Origin of the sequence: uncultured Methylobacterium sp. (assembly GCF_964242245.1) — a bacterium.
In the GTDB taxonomy this organism is placed as follows: Bacteria; Pseudomonadota; Alphaproteobacteria; order Rhizobiales; family Beijerinckiaceae; genus Methylobacterium.
Genome location: NZ_CAXTBY010000078.1, coordinates 1 through 19,564, shown reverse-complemented (window position 1 = coordinate 19,564; position 19,564 = coordinate 1). Strand labels below are relative to the sequence as shown.

General features: G+C 65.2%; 11 protein-coding genes and 1 pseudogene. 5 read left to right on the top strand and 7 right to left on the bottom strand.

Annotation, left to right across the window (positions count from 1 at the left end; all coding sequences use genetic code 11):
* The first annotated feature begins 342 nt into the window (after positions 1-342).
* Positions 343-1,527, top strand: coding sequence for a glycosyltransferase family 4 protein (locus ACFE8Y_RS15315; protein ID WP_375465246.1), 1,185 nt, complete (start codon positions 343-345; stop codon positions 1,525-1,527).
* Between the two features lie 4 nt (positions 1,528-1,531).
* Positions 1,532-3,295: a hypothetical protein gene (locus ACFE8Y_RS15310; protein ID WP_375465245.1), complete on the top strand. Its 1,764-nt coding sequence runs from the start codon at positions 1,532-1,534 to the stop codon at positions 3,293-3,295.
* 53 nt (positions 3,296-3,348) lie between these two features.
* Here ACFE8Y_RS15310 and ACFE8Y_RS15305 read toward each other — a convergent pair.
* Positions 3,349-4,125 (bottom strand): annotated as a pseudogene (locus ACFE8Y_RS15305) (hypothetical protein).
* A gap of 101 nt (positions 4,126-4,226) precedes the next feature.
* On the opposite strand from ACFE8Y_RS15305, the gene ACFE8Y_RS15300 reads away from it, so the two are divergent.
* Positions 4,227-4,376, top strand: a complete 150-nt coding sequence (locus ACFE8Y_RS15300) for a hypothetical protein (protein ID WP_375465244.1) — start codon at positions 4,227-4,229, stop codon at positions 4,374-4,376.
* Positions 4,377-4,381: 5 nt separating this feature from the next.
* Here ACFE8Y_RS15300 and ACFE8Y_RS15295 read toward each other — a convergent pair whose 3' ends face one another.
* Complete coding sequence (locus ACFE8Y_RS15295) at positions 4,382-6,139, bottom strand: carbamoyltransferase (protein ID WP_375465243.1); 1,758 nt, start codon at positions 6,137-6,139, stop codon at positions 4,382-4,384.
* Between the two features lie 365 nt (positions 6,140-6,504).
* Here ACFE8Y_RS15295 and ACFE8Y_RS15290 point away from each other — a divergent pair, with 365 nt between their 5' ends.
* Positions 6,505-7,272, top strand: a complete 768-nt coding sequence (locus tag ACFE8Y_RS15290) for a helix-turn-helix domain-containing protein (protein ID WP_375465242.1) — start codon at positions 6,505-6,507, stop codon at positions 7,270-7,272.
* Here ACFE8Y_RS15290 and ACFE8Y_RS15285 read toward each other — a convergent pair.
* Positions 7,257-8,714, bottom strand: coding sequence for a coniferyl aldehyde dehydrogenase (locus ACFE8Y_RS15285; RefSeq protein WP_375465241.1), 1,458 nt, complete (start codon positions 8,712-8,714; stop codon positions 7,257-7,259). The two genes, ACFE8Y_RS15290 and ACFE8Y_RS15285, sit on opposite strands and share 16 nt — an antisense overlap.
* A gap of 386 nt (positions 8,715-9,100) precedes the next feature.
* On the opposite strand from ACFE8Y_RS15285, the gene ACFE8Y_RS15280 reads away from it, so the two are divergent.
* Positions 9,101-11,182: a molybdopterin-dependent oxidoreductase gene (locus tag ACFE8Y_RS15280; RefSeq protein WP_375465240.1), complete on the top strand. Its 2,082-nt coding sequence runs from the start codon at positions 9,101-9,103 to the stop codon at positions 11,180-11,182.
* Positions 11,183-11,381: 199 nt separating this feature from the next.
* Here ACFE8Y_RS15280 and ACFE8Y_RS15275 read toward each other — a convergent pair whose 3' ends face one another.
* The 4 genes from ACFE8Y_RS15275 to ACFE8Y_RS15260 all read right to left on the bottom strand — a co-directional run bounded on the left by ACFE8Y_RS15275 (position 11,382) and on the right by ACFE8Y_RS15260 (position 19,297).
* A complete protein-coding gene (locus ACFE8Y_RS15275) occupies positions 11,382-15,551 on the bottom strand; it encodes a molybdopterin-dependent oxidoreductase (RefSeq protein WP_375465239.1) in 4,170 nt (1,389 codons plus the stop codon).
* 476 nt (positions 15,552-16,027) lie between these two features.
* The gene (gene pdxA, locus ACFE8Y_RS15270) at positions 16,028-17,029 is read right to left on the bottom strand and encodes a 4-hydroxythreonine-4-phosphate dehydrogenase PdxA (protein WP_375465238.1); all 1,002 of its coding nucleotides are present in this window, start codon (positions 17,027-17,029) and stop codon (positions 16,028-16,030) included.
* Complete coding sequence (locus ACFE8Y_RS15265) at positions 17,026-18,291, bottom strand: four-carbon acid sugar kinase family protein (protein WP_375465237.1); 1,266 nt, start codon at positions 18,289-18,291, stop codon at positions 17,026-17,028. The genes pdxA and ACFE8Y_RS15265 overlap by 4 nt, the downstream gene beginning before the upstream one ends.
* Complete coding sequence (locus tag ACFE8Y_RS15260) at positions 18,278-19,297, bottom strand: 2-keto-3-deoxygluconate permease (protein ID WP_375465236.1); 1,020 nt, start codon at positions 19,295-19,297, stop codon at positions 18,278-18,280. Before ACFE8Y_RS15260 ends, ACFE8Y_RS15265 begins: the two co-directional genes overlap by 14 nt.
* Between the last annotated feature and the right edge of the window lie 267 nt (positions 19,298-19,564).

The following is a 19,564-nucleotide window of genomic DNA, read 5'->3' as shown; positions in this document are numbered from 1 at the left end:
TTGCACACGAGACAGATGGGGGCGGCCGGCGGAGGACCTCAAACAGGCTCTAAGGATGCTGACGACGGTATCGTGTTTGCTGTATGGTCAGCCGGCATCGCCGTGGTTCACAGGATACCCTTCATAGCGCACCGAACGCGCATCATGTCAGTATCAGGGTGCCCGTGGCGCAAAACCAAGCGGACGATGAGTGCCACATATGGAACGGTTGCACCCTACAAGCCAAACCGGTATGGCATTGCAACATCGACGTTTGTCGTTCGGCGCATATGAAAATTCGATGTCGCCTGAGATGGGCAGCTAGCATCAGCGCTGTAGCGAGATATATATGGAGGTATTGTAATGCGAACTGTTGTCGATATTTCGACAGCGCTTAGATGGACGGATAAGAATGCCGTTGGAATTGTCAGAACTGAGCGTGAAATAGCCCGATATTTGCTTTTGAACGCTGATACCCATCATGTCGAACTCATATACTTCGATAGAGAAGGTCAGGACTTTCGCAGGGTCACTCGATTACAAATTATTTCGATGTTTCCGGAATTTGAAGGCGTGGCACAGTCGAAGGCGGCCGATGCACCTGAATTTAATGCGCTCTTCATTTTCGCGGACAAAGACACCCTGATCAGTGCGGGACTACAGTGGGACATCGATTTCCTCAGTGCCATCTATCTGAAGAAAAAGAAGCAGCGCATCCGCCTCGTGCAAGTTATTTACGATGTGATACCTATCTTAATGCCAGAATACTGTGTTCCAGGAATGGACATTTTATTTCCGAAATTCATCATGGACGCCGCGTGGACTGCGGACGTTATTTACGCAATATCTGAAAGCACAAAAATTGATTTCATCACTTACGCAGGACAACTACAAATATCAAGAATTCCACCAGTACGTAAGATCAATTTAGGTTGCGATATTCCAATAGCGCAAGGAAACAAAACAAGCAACTTCGGCTTGCATAAAAACGAATTTGTACTATACGTAAGTACGATTGAACCACGTAAAAATCATAAGATGTTGTTCGATATATGGAGGCAGCTGTCAGTACAGGAGGGATTGAATCTACCAAAGCTGATCTTTGTAGGAAACGAGGGTTGGAATATGGAAAATCTTGTGACCAGTATTGAAAGTTGTCCGAAATTACATCCTGAAAAGATCAGCATACTTAGTAACGTCACTGACAAAGAGCTGGAGTGGCTCTACACCAACGCCATGTTCAGCATTTATCCATCGCTATACGAAGGGTGGGGACTTCCTATAGCAGAAAGCTTGGCACGTGGTACGCCGTGCATATCCTCCAGCTCATCATCAATGCCTGAGGTTGCTGGCACATTTTGCGATCTGATAGATCCTTATGATTACGTCAGCTGGAAAAAAACAATAGCTCGTTACATCACAGACCCCAATATTATTTCTTCAAAGAAAAAATATATTCAAGAGAATTATCAGATCGAAACGTGGTCTATGGCGATTGCTAAGTTCAAAGCAGACCTTGACGCGCTGCCGAATGACTGGATGTCATAAATCAATGAAAATTGTGACCTTCTCAACATATCGGACCATCAAACTGCTGCATGGTGGTCAGATACGCTTGAACGCAATCCATGATACGCTTCGCCGCGATGGTTTTCAAATCAAGCATGTATCCGTACACACATCTGATTGCGAAAACATACATGAAGAAGAGCTGTCATTTCCACTTGATCTGTCAATGCAAACGCACTTACATGAAAACAAGCTTAGGGCAGACGTGCATGCCTGCACTTTGTTCGATAAAGACAAAGATAAATATGCTGAACTAGAAGCAGCTCTAAACGAATTTGAGGCAGATGTCTTTTGGCTGGAACAGCCATGGCTCTGGCCTATCATAAAAGAATATCTTGAAGTCAACAAGCAAAAACATACCACCGTTGTATATGGCTCTCAGAACGTCGAATTTCGGTTGACAGACGCCACAGCTGCGGAATGGGATGACAAGGCTCGCAGTCGCCTCACGCGCGAAGTTGAAGACCTTGAGAACGATCTGTGCAAGCATGCGCACGGCATCGTGGCTGTGAGCGCTTCCGACGCCAAACACTTCGAAACATTTGGCAAATCAGTTTTGCTCGCGCCGAATGGCGTGTGGCCTATGCAGCAGCCTAGTGGCCAGGAATATTGGGCAAACTTTCTTCGTCATTCGGCCATCGCCCTGTTTGTGGGTTCAGCTCATCCGCCGAACGCCGAAGGATTTGCCGCGATGCTCGGAGAGGACCTGAGCTTCATGGCACCCAATGAGAAAATTGCGATGATTGGCGGCGTATGCCATTTACTGCAGAATGGGTCTTATTTTCGTAGAAGCCGCGGCTTGGTGCTACCGAGGCTGCTCATGCTTAACAATCAGGATAGCGGGGTACTGAGCACCTTCTTCAATTTGTCACGAGCCATCATCCTTCCGATCATTTCTGGTGGTGGGACGAACTTAAAGACAGCGGAAGCGCTGTATAGCAGGAAGCCGATTATTGCAACGACGCGAGCGTTCCGAGGATACGAAACGTATATGGATTTTCCAAATGTTCATATCAGCGACGATCCGAAGCAATTCCGCTCGATCCTCAAGCAACGCTTGTCCGATGACAGGTTTGATGCCACGTTTACCGACAATCAAACCACCGCCCTCGACGACCTGCTCTGGTCTAGGACGTTGGCGCCCGTCGGTCGCTGGACGAGGCAGGCCGCTAAGGAAGCCCAGGTGGTGGCGTCACAGAAAGCCGCACTCTCGAATTTCACGGCTAGTTCGCGCAAATCAAGCAAGGAATTACTCACGTCGGAAGGCGCGCTCCTAAAACCTTTGCTTCACACAGGCTGGCACGATTTTGAAGGGAGTGGCACGTGGAGCAAGGAGCGCGTGGCGACGTTAAAGATAAAGAACCCCTTCTCCAATTACAATATAAATGTTTCTATTGACATCGAAGTGTTAGTTGCTCGGGGAGATAAAAATGCGATAGATATTTACACTGCATCGGCACACCACGTCAGTAAAATCTGCGATTACAGAAATAGGAGATGCACCTTCGCATTCTTGACAACAGCAAATGATTTTGGAAATGACAATTCTTTAGAATTATATGTACAAGTGCAAAAACTTTCTAAGCCTGCGTCAAGCGGTCAAACTATTGATGAGAGACGTCTGGGATGTAGGGTCATGAAGATTGATTTAATGAATATTACCACCGTATCTAGTTCGAGGGAACTTGTTATCTACAGAAAACAAGGTTTGATAAGTCGATTGAGGCAGAGACTCGGAAATCTTTAACCTTCGCAGCGGCCGAGCATCGTAATTATCCCCGGCCGTGAGAGGGTGTTGGCTCAGATGCCGACGATCCTGAGGATTGTGGCGCCGGGGCTGGCGCCGGTGAGGCGTGCCGTGTCGACGACGGTGCGGACGGCCGCCTCGCCGTGCGCGGCTCACATCGCGCGGTCTTCCGTGGGTCACTGTCCGCTGCACGACGGCTGGGCGCAGTCGTCGCCCGCAGCCGTTGTTCGTGACCTCGACCCTGCCGGGATGATCGAGGAAGACCAGAAGCCGGGCGCGGGCGCGGCCGATCTTGCGCCTGGAGCGCTGGATCAGCTCGCAACGGCTCGGGGCGGATAGGATCTCGGCCCACCGCCGCTCCGGCGTCCGGCGCTTGGCCGCCAGGGTCGAAGCGGCCAGACCGGTGACGCGCTCTCGGCGCGTGCCACCTCCGGCCGCGGTGCGACGACCCGCGTGCCGCAGGACGGACAGCCTACGGCCAGGCGCCGATGCGGCCTCACGACCGGTGCGACCGCGGGCCGGTCGACCGGCCCGCACACGCTGATGGTCTCGGCCGGAAGGTCGGCGTGCCGCCGACCGCCGCAGCAGGTGCAGGGCTCGGGACGATGATCGACGACCACGTCGGGATCCGCGCTCATCCTCCGGCTGCGGCCTTCGTGGCCCGGCTTGGCCCCGCCGGGCTTGGTCCCGCTGGACTTGGCCTACCCGCGTGGCTCCTTGCCATCCGTCGCGGGCGGCTTCGACGAGGTGGGCGAGGTCGTCCAAGGACGCTGCAGCACCAGCTCAATCAGCGCCTCGCGGCTCAACCGCTCAAGATCGCTGCGGCCCATCCCACGAGGGAATCGGCAAAATGACACCTGCGCAACGGCGTGGGTGATTACCGCGCGCCGGCGCCACCGCCCTCGACGCGCTCGGGGTGGAGGCCGGCGCGGTGCTGTTCTGCTCCTCGAACCGCTGGGACATCGCGGGCGCGACGGCGTTCGGACTCGATTGCGCCTGGATCAGCCGGGCGGAGCAGCCGGACGCGTACGCCGACCTCGTGCCCGTGGCGGTGCCCAAGTCCCTCGATGGCTTGATCTGAGCCCGCTACTTCACGACGATCCAGTCCTCCACCACCAGCGCGTCGAGGCCGGTGGTGTAGAACATCAGGATCGCGTCCTCGGCCGTGTGCAGGATCGGCTTGCCCATCACGTTGAAGCTGGTGTTCAGGAGGATCGGCACGCCGCTGAGTTCGGAAAACGCCGCGATGAGCGCGGCGTAGGCGGGGTTGCGCGCGCGCGTCACGCTCTGGAGCCGGCCGGTGCCGTCGGCGTGGACCACGGCGGGCACCTGGTCGCGGACGCCTTCGCGCCAGACCAGCGTGCGCTCCATGTAGGGGCTGTCGGCGTAGTCCTCGAACCAGTCCGGCCCAGCCTCCGCCAGGATCGAGGGCGCGAACGGGCGGAACGCCTCGCGGTACTTCACCTTGGCGTTGAGCGCGTCCTTGGCACCCGGGGGCCGGGGATCGGCCAGGATCGAGCGGTTGCCGAGCGCACGGGGGCCGAACTCCGCCCGCCCCTGCACCCAGCCGACGAGGCCGCCGGCAGCGAGGACCTCGGCGGCCTCCCGCGTGACGGCCTCGTGGCCGAGGCGCCGGGCGCGCGGCTCCTGTTCGGCCAGCCGCTCCATCGGCGCAGTCGATACGTGCGAGCCGAGATAGGGCGTGAGCGGGCGGGCCTGCGGCGCCGGGCCGGTCCAGTCCGGATGGTCCTCGGCGTAGGCCAGCCACGCGGCGCCGATTGCGTTGCCGTCGTCGCCCGGCGCCGAGGGAACGTGGAGGTGCGAGAACCCCGAGCGGGCGAGCACGCGCCCGTTGTAGGACGAGTTGAGGCCGCAGCCGCCCGCGATCACGAGGTTCTCGTGCGGCGCCAGCGCCCACGCCTCGGCCACCAGAACGTCCATCAGCTCGCAGAAGATGTCCTGGCCGCTGCGGGCGAGGTCGGCCCAGCCGGTCTCGGTCGCGTCCGCGGGCCGCCGCGCGAGGATCTCGGCGACGACGGCCCGGACGGTGGTATCGTCGGCAAACTTCAGGCGGCCGCCCTCCGCGGTGAAGAGTCGGCGCAGCAGCGCGGTGAGATCCGGGTCGGTGCGGCCGTAAGGGGCGAGCCCCATGATCTTCCACTCCTCGCCCTTGATCTGGTCGAAGCCGGCGAGATCCGTGACGAGGCCGTAGAGGAAGCCGACCGAGCCGCGACCGCGGTGGCGGCGTACCTCGGTGATGCGGCCCGCCGCCATCCGGTAGAGCGCCGCCGCCCCGGTCTCGCCCATGCCGTCGACGACGAGCGCCGTCGCGTCGGAGAACGGGCTGCCCCACAGGGCGTAGGCCGCGTGGGTGAGGTGGTGGGCAAAGCGCCGCTGCCGGACGATGGCCGCCCGCGGCGCTCCGCCGTGGCCGCGGGTCTCCTGATCCAGCGCCAGCAGGGTGCCGTAACCGGCCCGCGCCTGGGCGAGCGCCAGTTCGGCGATGAAGACGCGCTCGGCCCGCTCGGGCACGAAGGAGCGGTTCAGGACCGGCGCGTGCCGGCCGAGCGCCTCCAGGGTGAAGGCGCCCGCGCGGGCCTGACCGTCGAGGAACTCGGAGAATTGCGGACCCCAGGTCGAGGCGACGACGAGCTCGGAGCCCCGCGGCACGTACGCGGCGAGCAGCCCGACCATGCGGGTCGCCGGGTCCGGCTCGCAGTTCGGCGCGCGCTTGTACTGCAGGACGCGCTCGGCCGCTTCCGCGAACAGCACCGCGCCGTCGGGCCCGACGAGGGCCAGCGCCGGATCGTGGAAGGTGGTGGCGAGGCCGAGGTAATACCGCATGGCCGGTGGGGTTAGCGCGCGGGCCGGCGCCCCGCAACGTGACGCTGCGAGCCTGCCCCCGCACGGACCGTCCGTTCGAGCGCCGCACGCGCGGGCGGCGACCGCACCGCGGGCATTCGGCAAGGAGCTCTCAAGCTCTCCTTATCCGATGGCTTCGGACTCTTCCCGCCCCTCGTGTAGCGTGGCTTCTAGAACATTTTCCAGCAAGGTGGATGCCGGCTCGCGTGAAGACAATGCGACCACATAAGGAGTTAGATCTCTTTGTTGCCGCATCATTTTCGACCGCGAACCGCAGGACACTTCGCGGAATGATGCTTAGGCTGCCCCGCTCGTCAGCGGCATCCATCGGCCCGAGGCGGCAGGGCGTGGCGGAAGGGGTTTCGGACGCGCCGCAGCCACGCAAGCGCCGCCACCTGCCGGGGGTCGTGCGCGAGCGCCAGATCGTCGAGGCGGCGACGCGCTTCTTCGCCGGGCACGGCTTCGAGGGGCAGACCCGCGAACGCGCCAAGCGCGTGGGCATCACCCACTCGGCGATCTTCCGCGACATCCCCACCACGGAAGCGCTGATCGAGCGCGTCTATCACGAGGTCTTCGTCAGCCGCTGGAACCTGGACTGGGACGCCCTGATCCGCGACCGGACCCGGCCGCTGGAGGAGCGGCTGGTGCAATTCTACCGGGAACCCGCTGTCGCCGACCCGCACGCGGTCGCGCCCCGGCAGCCAGGGGCGCACCGGCCGAGTGCGCTCGGAGGCGACGCGGGCGGTCGGGAACGGCACCGCCCAGACCCGACCGGCCCACGGGACGGGGGCGAGCCGCATCAGGCTCATCCAGCGCAGATCGCGAGAGATTCCCCGGGTCCGGATGCGCCGGCCCCTGCGCCGCTCGATCGTGTCGTCCAGCTCCACGGGGCCGCGCGGCACGAAGGCCGCGACGAGCCGCCCGAACAGGATGCGGGGCCCGGCACGCGGACACCATGCGGCCCGGCTCGACCGGCCGACGCGGTGCGAGCGCATGTGCACCTCGCCGAGGATCTCCTGAACCAGTCCCCAGTCGGGCGCCGGGTGGGTGATCGCCGCCCAGTTTCTAGGGAGGCGCGATCTCTGCTCAGGTCGGAATCTCAGCGAAGCAGATGAGCTATCACGCGTTCGAACAGGGCTCTGAATGGCGGTCGGACAACGTCCGACGCGTTCAGTCGTGGCTGGACGAAGATGCCTCTGGCGTGGCTCAGCGCCTTGAAGCCCTCGTGACCGTGGTAGGCGCCCATGCCACTCGCGCCGACGCCTCCGAAGGGGAGGTCGTCCTGTGCGTAATGCAGGAGCGTGTCGTTGACCGTGACGTTGCCGGATATCGTCCGGGCGAGAACCTCCGCCTGTGCCCGCCCCTTCGAGCCGAAAAAGTACAGGGCCAGGGGCCGCGCACGCGCATTCACGAACGCGATCGCCTCGTCGAGCGTCGCGTAAGGCACGATAGGAAGGATGGGACCGAAAATCTCCTCTTGCATCAGGCTCATCGCGTCGGTTGGGCGCGTCACGAGGGTCGGCAGGAAGGTGCGGGGATGCAGCGGCGGCCTGCCGTCGTCGCGCGAGCCGATCTCCTGCACGAGGCCGCCCTTCGCGCGGGCATCGTCGAGGAGGCCTCTCAATCGGGCATGGTGGCGGTCGTTGACGATCGTCGCATAATCGGGATTGGTCGCGATCTGCGGATAGAAGCGTTCGACTTCCCGGCGGAAGGCGGCAGTAAATCCCTCTACCTCCTCCTGCGCCACCAGGACGTAATCGGGCGCGATGCAGGTCTGACCGGCATTGGCGAGCTTGCCGAAGGCGATGCCGTGCGCCGCCCGGCGCAGCGACGTGCCGCGCTCGACGATGGCCGGCGACTTGCCCCCGAGTTCCAGTGTGACGGGTACGAGGTTGTCGCTTGCGGCCCGCATGACCGCGCGACCGACCGACGTGCTTCCGGTGAAGATGAGATGGTCGAAGGGCAGGTTCGCGAAGGTCGCCGCGACCGAGGCGTCGCCCGTGACGACCGCGACCCGCTCGGCAGGAAAAACCTCGTCCAACATCGCGGCCAGCAGTTCGGACGTCCGCGGGGTGACCTCGGACGGCTTCAGCATCACGCGGTTCCCTGCGGCCAGGGCCGTGGCCAGGGGCGTGAGCGCCAGAACGATCGGGTAGTTCCAGGGCGAGATGATTCCGACGACGCCGAGGGGTTGATACGCGACCCGCGCCCGTCCGGGCCGGAAATGGAAGGCGACGCGCCGTGACTCCGGTCGCATCCACCGCGCGAGGTTGCGTTGGAGGTAGCCGATGGTCGTGACGACGGGCAGGATGTCGAGGTAGCTCGTTTCCTGTCGCGAGCGATGGCCGAAATCCGCGGACACCGCGTCCACGAAGCGATCCCTGTAGGCCAGGACCGCACCCTTGAGCGCTTGGAGGTCACGCAGGCGCTCCTTGAGCGCAGGCGATCCCTCTCGAAGGCTTGCGGCTTTCTGATCGTCGAGACATCGACGCAGATCACCGGCGCACGGCGAGCGCCGTCCCGAGGTGGCTGGCTCTTCGGTCCAGGCAGCGAGCATCACGGTCCTTCAATGCGGTGCTCCGCGTTGCTTCGGCAGCGATACCATCCGTTCGCGCGAATGTCCCCTCGGAGCGCGTCCATGAGACCATCCCAGGATTGAAGCGGAGTGTCCCAGCTTGGCAGGCAGATCCAGGACCTCGACAGCCCACAGGGCTGCCGGTCGTGGGCTCGCTCCTGATGACTTGAGACACCGTGGGAGCGCCCTCAGCCTTCCTTGAAGCCATAAGTCGGGCACGCCGTCCTCGGCGCCGCAGTACTTGTCGGCGTCGATGACCTCCCTGCCGTACAGGAGACCCGGTGATTGGGAACGACCTGTCTTCACTCGCCATTCGGGGGAGGTATGGATACGATCGACGCGTGTTGCCCGACAAGGATTGGCGCCCGATGCGCGAGACCCGCCCCTCCGTCTGCCCGCACGACTGCCCCAGCACCTGCGCGTTGGACATCGAGGTGCTGGACCGTGCAACGATCGGAACGGTGCGCGGGGCGGACAACCCGTACACCGCAGGCGTGATCTGCAACAAGGTGTCCCGCTACGCCGAGCGCGTGCACCACCCGGATCGCGTGCTCTACCCCCTGTTGCGCACCGGCCGGAAGGGCAGCGGTGCGTTTGCCCGGATCGGCTGGGACGAGGCGCTGGATCGCGTCGTGGCCGGCTTCACCGAGGCGACCGCGCGCCACGGCAGCGAGGCGGCGTGGGTCTACAGCTCCGCCGGCACGATGGGCCTCGTCCACCGGGACGGCGTGTTCCGTCTCCGCCACGCCATGCGCTGGTCCGGCCGCAAGGGCACCATCTGCTCCACGATCGCCACGGCCGGCTGGACCGCGGGGTGCGGCCGGGTCACCGGCTCCGACAGCCGGGAGATGGCGCTGGCCGACCTGAACGTGCTGTGGGGCACCAACCCGGTCTCCACCCAGGTCAACGTCATGGCCCACGTGACCCGCGCCCGGAAGGAGCGGGGCGCGAAGCTGGTCGTGATCGACCCCTACCGCACCGGCAGCGCCGCGGCGGCCGACATGCACCTGGCCGTCCGGCCCGGCACCGACGCCGCCCTGGCTTGCGCGGTCATGCACTGCGCCTTCCGCGACGGCCATGCCGACCGCGCCTACATGGCCGCGTACGCCGACGACCCGGCGGCACTTGAGGCGCACTTGGCCTCGCGCGGACCGGACTGGGCGGCCGCGATCACCGGTCTCTCCGTCGCCGAGATCGAGGCGTTCGCGACGCTCTACAACGCCACGCCGCGCGCCTACATCCGCTGCGGCTACGGCTTCACCCGCGGGCGCAACGGGGCGGCGTCGATGCACGCCGTGACCTGCCTGCCCACCGTCACCGGCAAGTGGCGGCACGAGGGCGGCGGAGCGCTGTTCAGCAACAAGGGCATCTACACCTGGGACAAGTCGCTGATCGAGGGCACTGCGCTCCGCGATCCCGCGGTCCGCGAACTGGACATGAGCCGCATCAGTAGCATCCTCACCGGTGACCCGGCCGCGTTGCAGGGCGGCCCCGGCGTCCATGCCTTGCTCGTGCAGAGCGGCAACCCGGCCTCCGTCTGCCCGGACAGCAACCGGGTTCGCCAGGGCTTGATGCGCTCCGACCTGTTCACCGTCGTGCACGAGCACTTCATGACGGAGACGGCGGCTTACGCCGACATCGTGCTGCCGGCGACCATGTTCCTCGAGCACGACGACATCTACCAGGCCGGCGGGCACAGCCATCTCCAGATCGGCTTAGCCGTGATCGACCCGCCCGGCGAGGCGCGTTCCAACCATGACCTAGTCTGCGCGCTGGCGCAGCGCTTCGGCCTCACCGACCCCACCTTCGCGATGACCGGGCTGGAGCTGGCGGATGCGACGCTACGCGCGTCCGGCTATCCCTCGGCCGAGGCGCTGGCGGCACGGCGCTGGCTGGACGTGCAGGTGCCGTTCCGGACCGCGCACTTCCTGGATGGGTTCGCCCACCCGGACGGCAAGTTCCGCTTCCGGGCCGACTGGCGGGCGCTGGGGGACACGGAAGGCCGGCTGCCGCCGTTGCCCGACTGGCTGCCGCTGACCGATGGCGCGACCGCGGAGCGCCCCTTACGCTTGGTGGCCGCCCCGGCGCGGCAATTCCTGAACTCCACCTTCACGGAGACACCCAACGCCCGCAAGCGCGAAGGCCGCCCTCAGGCGCTGATCTGCCGCGAAGACGGCGCCCGCTTCGGGGTCGCCGACGGTGCGCTCACCCGCCTGGGAAACAGCCGCGGCGAGGTGGTGCTGCACGCCCATTACGTGCCTGGACAGACCCCGGGCACCGTGGTGGTGGAGAGCATCTGGCCCGCGGCATCCTTCGGCGGCGCCGGCCACGGCATCAATGTGCTGACGTCTGACGAGGCCGCCCTGCCGGCGGGTGGTGCGGTGTTTCACGACACCGCGATCTGGATGCGGGCGGAGGTGGACGACGCGGCCATGCTTGCCGCGGTTTGACAGGCCGATGGCGGAGCAGACCTGCCCTTTGATCCTTGCGGCCGTATCGGCGGCGAACCGGAGCCGACCTTCAGCGAGCTTGATTCCTCAAACCCGGTGCTTGACCAGATCTCTAAGTCGTCACGGTCGCCACGGCTCAAACTGATTCAACAGTCAAAGCCTTATCGTTTCTATAAAAATTTGACCCCTCGTAGTTTTACTAATAGACATCTCGAACATAACGCTTATCAGATCCAAGTTTCTGAACATAAGCGACTGCTGCTTCGTTGGATAATCCTCCATGCGTCTCAAGAACGGTTCGGAGTGCGGCTTCGACATCTTTCGCCATGCGGCTCGCATCGCCGCACACGTAGAAATGGGCACCCTCTTCAAGCCATTCGAACAGCGCGCGTCCGTGCTGAATCATCCGGTCCTGAACGTAGATGCGTTCTGCCTGATCGCGGGAAAATGCGAGGTCTAGCTGCGTCAGCAGGCCTCGATCTCGCAGACCTTGGAGTTCATCACGATAATAAAAGTCACTGGCCGCGTGCTGTTCACCGAAGAACAGCCAGTTCTTGCCCTGCGCTCCAGTCGCGGCACGATCCTGCAGAAAGGCGCGGAAGGGGGCCACACCCGTGCCGGGTCCCACCATGATCATCGGGATATCGGGATTGCTCGGAGGTTTGAACGCGGCCGACCGTTGTACGAAGACCGGCACCGGCCCATCCTGGGCGCGATCGGCCAGGAACGCGGAGGACACGCCCTTGCGCGGCCGCTCCGCCTGAAGCCACCGAACGATGGATACCGTCAGATGCACCTCGTCCGGATGCGCTTTCGGGCTGGACGAAATGGAGTAGGAGCGCGGCTGCAGCTTCTTCAGCCCCGCCAGCAACTCGGTGGCGGACAAGCTGACCGGATAGGCGTGCAGGACATCCGCGAGTTGACGGCCCCACAGCCATTCCTTGAGCGCGTCCTTCCGGTCGGGTTCGAGGAGCGTGCGGAGGTCGCCCTCGCGTGTGCGGTCGCCGATCATGGCGAGGATGTCGGCGTTCGGCTTGGCGATCTCAAACCGCGTGAGAAGCGCGGTCCGCAAGCTATCGTCGCCCGCAGCCTCGTCGCCGCTCAAGCCGAGCACGGCGAGGATCTCGTCGACGAGCGCCGGATCGTTCGTGGGCCACAGGCCCAGCGCATCGCCCGCCTCGTAGGCGAGCGGACCGCTCTCCAGGCCGAGGACGACGTGGCGCGTCTCCTTGGTCGGGCTGCCGGGGTTGAGCAGCGTGTTTCCGCGCAGGCGCGCGGCATAGGGATTGTTTCGATTTGGCGCCGCCGGCGGCGCCGTCATCGTGGCAGCGACGCTCGCCTGCGTGGTCACGGACGCGGGCGAGTCCGGTACGACGAGACGGCCTTCGATGTCATCGAGCCAAGCCTTCGCCACGTCGTCGAAATCCGGGTCGCAATCGACGCGATCGACGATCCGCGTGGCGCCAAGCTCGCGCAACCGCGCATCCAGAGCCTTGCCGTGGCCGCAGAACCGGTCGTAGCTCGGGTCGCCCAAGGCCAGGACCGCGTAGCGCAGGTGGTCGAGGCGCGGCGCAGTCGGGGCCTTGAGGGCCTCCCAGAAGGCGATGCCGTTGTCCGGCGGGTCGCCGTCGCCGTAGGTGCTGCTGACCAGCAGCATCGTCTGCTCGCGCCCCAGGTCTTCGGTCGCGTAATCGGCCATGCTGGACGCCTGCACGGCGCAGCCGACATCCGATAGACGCACCGCCATACGCTGGGCGAGCTCCTCGGCCCGCCCGGTCTGCGACGCCCATACGATGGCGACCGCCGGCTTCGCCTCGACGGGCGCGCTGGACTGAATCTGAGGCGCGACGCCGGCCTCGTCCCGGCTGAACAGGCCGGCCAGCACGCCGTCGAGCCACAATCGCGTCGCCGGCTGGAGGGGTGCTGTCGGCGGTACAACCGGTACGCCGCGGCTGGGCTGACCTTCGGCGATCCGGAGGCCGCTCAGGAATCCGCCGAGATAGGTTCGCTCCGCGTCCGTCGACGCCGGAGCGGCCGTCGGACCCACGCCGAGCAGACTTGTCAGCGCTTCGATTCGCGACATGGACGCTCCCAGCCTGTCCGGGGTTCGAGAGACCGGCCCGCCGGTGCCCATACCGGGACCGGCGCCCCTACCCTCGAAAGCAAACGTCGAACCGACTGTTTCAAGAACCGGCTCCGCGGCGACCGTGACGCGGGTCAGGGCGACGGCGCAGTACTTCGGGCCCGGCTGGAGCGAGACGGGGTCGGCGGCATCGTCGGTCACGGCGTTGACGGCCGCGTCCTCGTCGAAGACGTCGCTCCAATGGAACGGCGCGAAGCAGGTGCCGGCCACCACACGCTCCGTCACGACGGCGGGCAGCGTCGCCGCACCGCGCCGCGAGCGGATCTCGATCCGATCCTTGTCGCGGATGCCGAGCGCGGCCGCATCGTGCGGATTGATCTCGACGAACGGACTCGGGTTGAGCTTGTTGAGCGCTGGAATGCGTCCCGTCTTGGTCATCGTATGCCACTGGTGCGGCAAGCGGCCCGTATTGAAGGAGAACGGATAATCCTCGTCCGGCATCTCCGGCATCGGGAGGCACGGCCGCGCGTGGAACTGCGCCTTGCCGCTCGCCGTCGGAAATGCGAGCCGGGGTGCCCGCCCATCCAAGGCAACGAATCGGGTCTGACTCACGCCGTCGTTGATGTAGCGGATGGGATGGCGGTCGGCCGCGTCGTCCGGCGGACAGGGCCATTGCAGGGGCGTGCGCCGCAAGCGCGCGTGCGACGCCCCCCTGATGTCGTAGCCGGTCTTCGGGTTCCACGCGCCCTTGAGCTCGTCGAACACCTCCGCCGCGGACTGGTAGGGGAAACCCTGCGCGTACCCCATCGCGCGGGCGACCTGCGTGATGATCTGCCAATCCGGCATCGCCTCGCCCGGCGGAGGCACGGCCCGCTGCATCAACGTCATGTTGCGCTCGGAATTGACCATCACCCCGTCGGCTTCCGCCCAGAGGGCGCCCGGCAACAGGATGTCGGCGTAGCGGTTCGTCTCGGTATCGAGGAACACGTCCTGAGCGATGACGAGGTCGGCCGCCTTCAGACCGGCGATCACGCTGGCGCGGTTGGGAACCGTCGCGATCGGATTGGTGCAGATCACCCACACCGCCTTGATGTCGCCGGCCGCCATCTGCTTGAACATCGACACCGCATCCGGTCCCGGCTCAGGGCGTATCGTGCCGGGCGCCACGTCCCACAGCGTCTCGACGAAGCTGCGGTCCTCGGCGCTGGCGATCGCCCGCTGTCCCGGCAGCCCGTAGCTCATGTAGCCCATGTCGCGGCCGCCCATGGCGTTGGGCTGGCCGGTCAGGGAGAACGGGCCGCTCCCCGGCCGGCAGATCTTTCCCGTGGCGAGGTGGAGGTTGATCACGGCGTTGGTGTTCCAGGTGCCGAACACGCTCTGGTTCAGGCCCATGGTCCACAGGGTCATCCATTCGCCGGCCTCGCCGATCATCCGGGCGGCGCGGCGGATGTCGGCCTCCGACAGTCCGGTGACCGCGGCGACATGGGCCGGGGTGTAGTCATCGATGAAGTCCGACACCGCGTCCCAGCCCTCGGTGTAGGCCGCGATGAAGGCAGGATCGACATGGCCTGCCGCGCGCAGGAGGTGCAGGAGACCGTTGAGCAGCGCGATGTCGGTGCCGGCCTTGATCTGCAGGAAGAGGTCGGCCTTGGCGGCGGTGGGGCTGCGGCGGGGATCGACGACGATCATCCTGGCGCCGGCCTTGACCCGATCCAGCACCCGCAGGAACAGGATCGGATGGCAATCCGCCATGTTCGAGCCGATGATGAAGAACACGTCGGCCCGGTCCATGTCCTGATAGGAGCCGGGCGGCGCATCGGCGCCGAGGGAGAGCTTGTAGCCCGAGGCCGCACTCGACATGCAGAGCCGCGAGTTCGAGTCGACGTTGTTGGTGCCGATGTAGCCCTTCGCGAGCTTGTTGACGAGGTATTGGGCCTCGAGCGACATCTGCCCCGAGATGTAGAAACTCAGGGCATCCGGCCCGTGCGCATCCCGGATGGCGCTCAGGCGGCGTGCCGTCTCGGCGATCGCCGCGTCTGCCGGAACGCGCACCTGATCGTGGACCCGATCGTCCCAGACGAAGCCGCTGTCGAGGCGCCCTTCGGCGCCGATCGCCGCCGCACTCGTCGCACCCTTCGTGCAGAGCCGGCCGAAATTCGTAGGATGATCCTTGTTCCCGCTGACCTTGACGACCGCATTGTCCTTGACGTGCAGCTCCATCCCGCAGCCGACGCCGCAGTAAGGGCAGACCGTCTTCACAAGGGTGGGGAAAGACCCGCTGCTCATGGATGCAAAAAGGATCAATTCTGCCGTCGAAAGCGGTTATCTAGAGCGCACTCCGACGAAGTAGAGGCCGGTTCGTCGTCAGAGAGCGCGACAAAACAAGAACTTAGGGACGTGACCCAATCCAACGGGATCGGGCACGGCTCCAGGTCTGGTTGAGCACTGAAAATCGCCTGCCTTCGCTCGCTATTACGTCGGCCAGGGACGTGCCTCATGGTTGACGACGCGGCCCTTCGAAAGCCCGTGTGAACTCCCTCGCTATGATCGAGTTTCGGAACCGTGTCGAGCGCGAGGCCGCGCACGGATTGCGGCTGATCCTCGGATTGCGGCTGCGGGTATTGCTTGATCGAACCCCGCATCGCGTATGGGTTCGGGGTATCGGGCACGACTATCCCGCCCGTCGGCGCTACGATGGTTCGCCAAGCAAGTTCCTCGCCGTCCGCTGCGTTCAGATGGAAACGGCGGTGAGCCTAGCGCCGTCAGGCAGCCTGCGCCTTCGGCGCGAGGTCGACCGCCTGACGCAGCGCCTCCATCAGGCTCCGCTCGTCCGCGATTCCCGTGCCGGCGATGTCGAAGGCCGTGCCGTGATCGACGGAGGTGCGGATCACGGGAAGGCCCACCGTGATGTTCACGCCCGCCTCGAGCCCCAGGACCTTGATCGGGCCGTGACCCTGATCGTGGTACATGGCGACGACCATGTCGTAGTCGCCGCGGCCCGCGAGGAAAAACAGCGTGTCGGCGGGCAGCGGGCCGCGCACGTCCCAGCCCCTGGCCCTGCAAGCCTCGACCGCTGGCGCGATCTTCTCGGCCTCCTCGCCGCGACCGAACAATCCGTTCTCGCCCGCGTGTGGATTGATGGCGCACACGCCGATCTTGGGGTTGGCGATCCCGGCCTTCACCAGGACGCCGTGGCCCCGCGCGATGACGCGCTCGACGAGACCGGGCTCGATCTTCGCGATGGCGTCGACGAGGCCGATATGGGTCGTGACGTGGATCACCCTGAGCTTGGGTGAGACCAGCATCATCGAGACCTCCGGCGTCCCGGTGAGGTGGGCGAGCAGCTCGGTATGGCCCGGGAACTTGTGGCCGGCGGCGTGCAAGGCCTCTTTGGAGAGCGGTGCGGTACAGATACCCTGCGCCTGCCCTGCTTGCACCACCTGAACGGCCTTCTCGATGTAGCGATAGGCGGCCTCGCCCGCCGCGGGCGACACCTTGCCGAAGGGCAGGTCCGCGGGCACGACCTTGAGATCCACGCACTGAACCGTTGCGCGCGCGAAGTTCGCCTCACCCGCCTCGGCGAGGGCGTCGACCGGCATCTCGGAGCCGACGATCCGGGCCGCCTGCCTGAGGCGATCGGCATCCCCGATCACCAGGGGCTGGCACATGGCGCGAACGCCTGGCTGGGCGAGCGCCTTCATGATGATCTCGGGCCCGATGCCGGCCGGATCGCCCATGGTGATCGCGATGGTCGGACGGGTCATGAGAAGCTTCCTTCGGTTCTGACGGCGCGCAGCCGCGCGCCGATGCGGATGAGACTGTCCTCGTCGCCGAAGGCGCCCGCCTTGGTGGCGACGGGGACGGACAGGCGCCCCAGCGTCAGGCCCAGCGAGACGCCCGGCTCGATCTCATCGACGAGCCGGATACCGTGGATGCCGAAGCGTGCGAGGAGGGCCGCGGCGGTCTCGCCCCCGGTCGCCGCGATGGCGCCGATCTGCCGCGCGATCGGATCGAGGGCGTCGGCGAGACCGTGCGCCAATCGCGGGCCGAGGATCATGTCGGGGGCGCCGTCCATCGCGATCTCGACGAGCGCATCATCGCCGGCGGCGATCACCGCGGCGACGCGCGCGGCGAGCGCCGCCCTGCCGGCCGGGTCGCCGAGCAGCGTCTCGGGCGAGACCGGAAGGTGGGCGACGCATCCCCGCCCGGCGAGCTTACGGGCGGCCGAGCGGGAGGTCGCCGCGAGCGATCCCACCACGAACAGGGTGCCGCGCGCGGTCGGCGGGATGCGAACCGGAACGCGGGGGACCATCGTCTCGACTGCCGCGAGGGCGTGGGCGAGCCCTGCGCTGCCGATGAAGAAGGCGGTCGGCGCAGTCGACAAGCTCGCCGCCGCGATGTGGCCGAGATCGGCCTCGGTCTCCGCATCGCAGACCGCGACGACATCGCCCGACGCCGCGATGCGCGCGAAGGCGGATGCGAGGTCGGGGCTGCGCACCGCCGCGAGCGGGACCTTCTCGACCCTGATGCCGGCGGAGGCGAGGACGAGGGCCAAGTCTGCGCTGGCATAGGTGTGGTCGCGGCGCCAGACCTCCGCCTCCTCGAGCGGACGGCCGTCGACGTGAACGTGGCCCGCCACCGTGGTCCTGCCGGTCGCCGGGAAGGCCGGTGCGCAGATCCCGAAGGCCGCGCCCGCTCCAGCCTTCAGGCACGCGATCGCGGCGGCCGTCTCGGCGGCGGGCTGCCCCCTGAGGGTCGAGTCGATCTTCTTGAAGAGGATTCGATCCGGTTCGAGCAACCGCTCGAGGATCTCGGCATGCCGCCGCGCGGCCGCCTCGGCGGGCAGGCCGCGGCTGTCGGCGTCGTAGGCCAGCGCCGGCAGTCGTCCCGGTTCGATACGCGTCGCGTCGCCCCAGGTCACCGCTGCGGCAAGACCCCGACGGCCGAACGCGATGGCGCAATCGGCGGCACCGGTCAGGTCGTCGGCGAGGATGAGCCAGCGGCCCGCCATGTCAGTGGCTGGCAAGGCGCGGGGCGGGCCGAACGTCCGCGTCGGCCGGCAGTTCGGCCTCGACGTCCGCGGTGTCACCGAAGGTCTTGGCCGCCCACGCCGTTGCGAGTGGGACGAGGATCGCCGTGACCACGACGCAGGCTGCAACCAGGATGGTCGCCGGGCCCGCCGCGTCGGCATAGGCGGGGTTGGCGGAGGCGACGATGGCTGGCACTGCTGCCCCATTGCCCGCGGTCGAGGCTGCAGCGATGCCCGCAACGCCCGTCCCGCCGGTCAGGCGGTCGGCGAAGAACAGCGGGATGCCCGTCACGACCACGACCGCGACGCCCATCGCGAGACCGAGCAGGCCCGCCTGCCAGACCTTCGACAGGTCGAGACCGGCACCGAGCGCGAAGGCGAAGAACGGAATCATCACCGGGATCGCCCGACTCAGGAAAGCACGCATCTCGCGGTCGAGGTTTCCGATGATCATGCCGACGAGGAGCGGCAAGATCGCGCCCACGAGCGTCTGCCAGGGAAAGGCCGACAGCCCCGCAACGCCGAGCGTCACCATGGTGAGGAAGGGCCCGCTCTCCAACGACATGATCGTGTAGGCGCCCACGTCCCGCGGACGGCCGTACTGCCCCATCAGCGCCATGTAGAGCCCGCCGTTGGTGTCGTTCATGCTGGCAACGACAGCCAGGGTGGAGAGGCCCGCGAACATGCCGGCCGCCACGGGCGCCTCGCCGAGCACCCGCCCGAACACCAGGCCCAGGATGACGGCGATGCCGATCTTCACGAGCAGGAGCGTGCCGCCCTTCTTCACGATGTAAGGCGTGGCCCGGAAGTCGATGCTCGCACCCATGCAGACGTAGAAAACAGCCAGGATCGTCAACGCGCCGGAGAAGAGCGCCCCCGTGAAGGAACCGAACAGCTTCGGGGTTCCGGGAAAGAAGGTCGCGATGAGGGCTCCGGCGAGCAGCGGCACGACCATCATGCCGCCGGGCACCGCTTCGATGGACCGCTTGATCGGAATTTGCATGCTCGTTTCCTCCTTGCGTATTCTGCGCAGCTTCCGAATATTTGTCGCGTACAATCGCGGCGGGTAGAATGTTGAGCACAGTTGCAGGACGTTAATCTGCGTGAGAAGCGCAGTCTGTCAGCTATCGTGCGCGATTTACGCAGAAGGTGGCAGGTCGGACAATTTCGTAGGGGACCAGCTAGGCGGTGTGGACGGATTTGATGATGAAGAATGCGAGGGCGACGCAGGCTGAGAAGCTGGCCTTGGTTTTCCCGCAGCGGCGGGCGA

Coding starts and splice junctions, on each gene's coding strand:
- ACFE8Y_RS15315 (WP_375465246.1), top strand. CDS start 343: ATGCGAACTGTTGTCGATATTTCGACAGCGCTTAGATGGACGGATAAG.
- ACFE8Y_RS15310 (WP_375465245.1), top strand. CDS start 1,532: ATGAAAATTGTGACCTTCTCAACATATCGGACCATCAAACTGCTGCAT.
- ACFE8Y_RS15295 (WP_375465243.1), bottom strand. CDS start 6,139: ATGCGGTATTACCTCGGCCTCGCCACCACCTTCCACGATCCGGCGCTG.
- ACFE8Y_RS15285 (WP_375465241.1), bottom strand. CDS start 8,714: ATGCTCGCTGCCTGGACCGAAGAGCCAGCCACCTCGGGACGGCGCTCG.
- ACFE8Y_RS15280 (WP_375465240.1), top strand. CDS start 9,101: ATGCGCGAGACCCGCCCCTCCGTCTGCCCGCACGACTGCCCCAGCACC.
- ACFE8Y_RS15275 (WP_375465239.1), bottom strand. CDS start 15,551: ATGAGCAGCGGGTCTTTCCCCACCCTTGTGAAGACGGTCTGCCCTTAC.
- pdxA (WP_375465238.1), bottom strand. CDS start 17,029: ATGACCCGTCCGACCATCGCGATCACCATGGGCGATCCGGCCGGCATC.
- ACFE8Y_RS15260 (WP_375465236.1), bottom strand. CDS start 19,297: ATGCAAATTCCGATCAAGCGGTCCATCGAAGCGGTGCCCGGCGGCATG.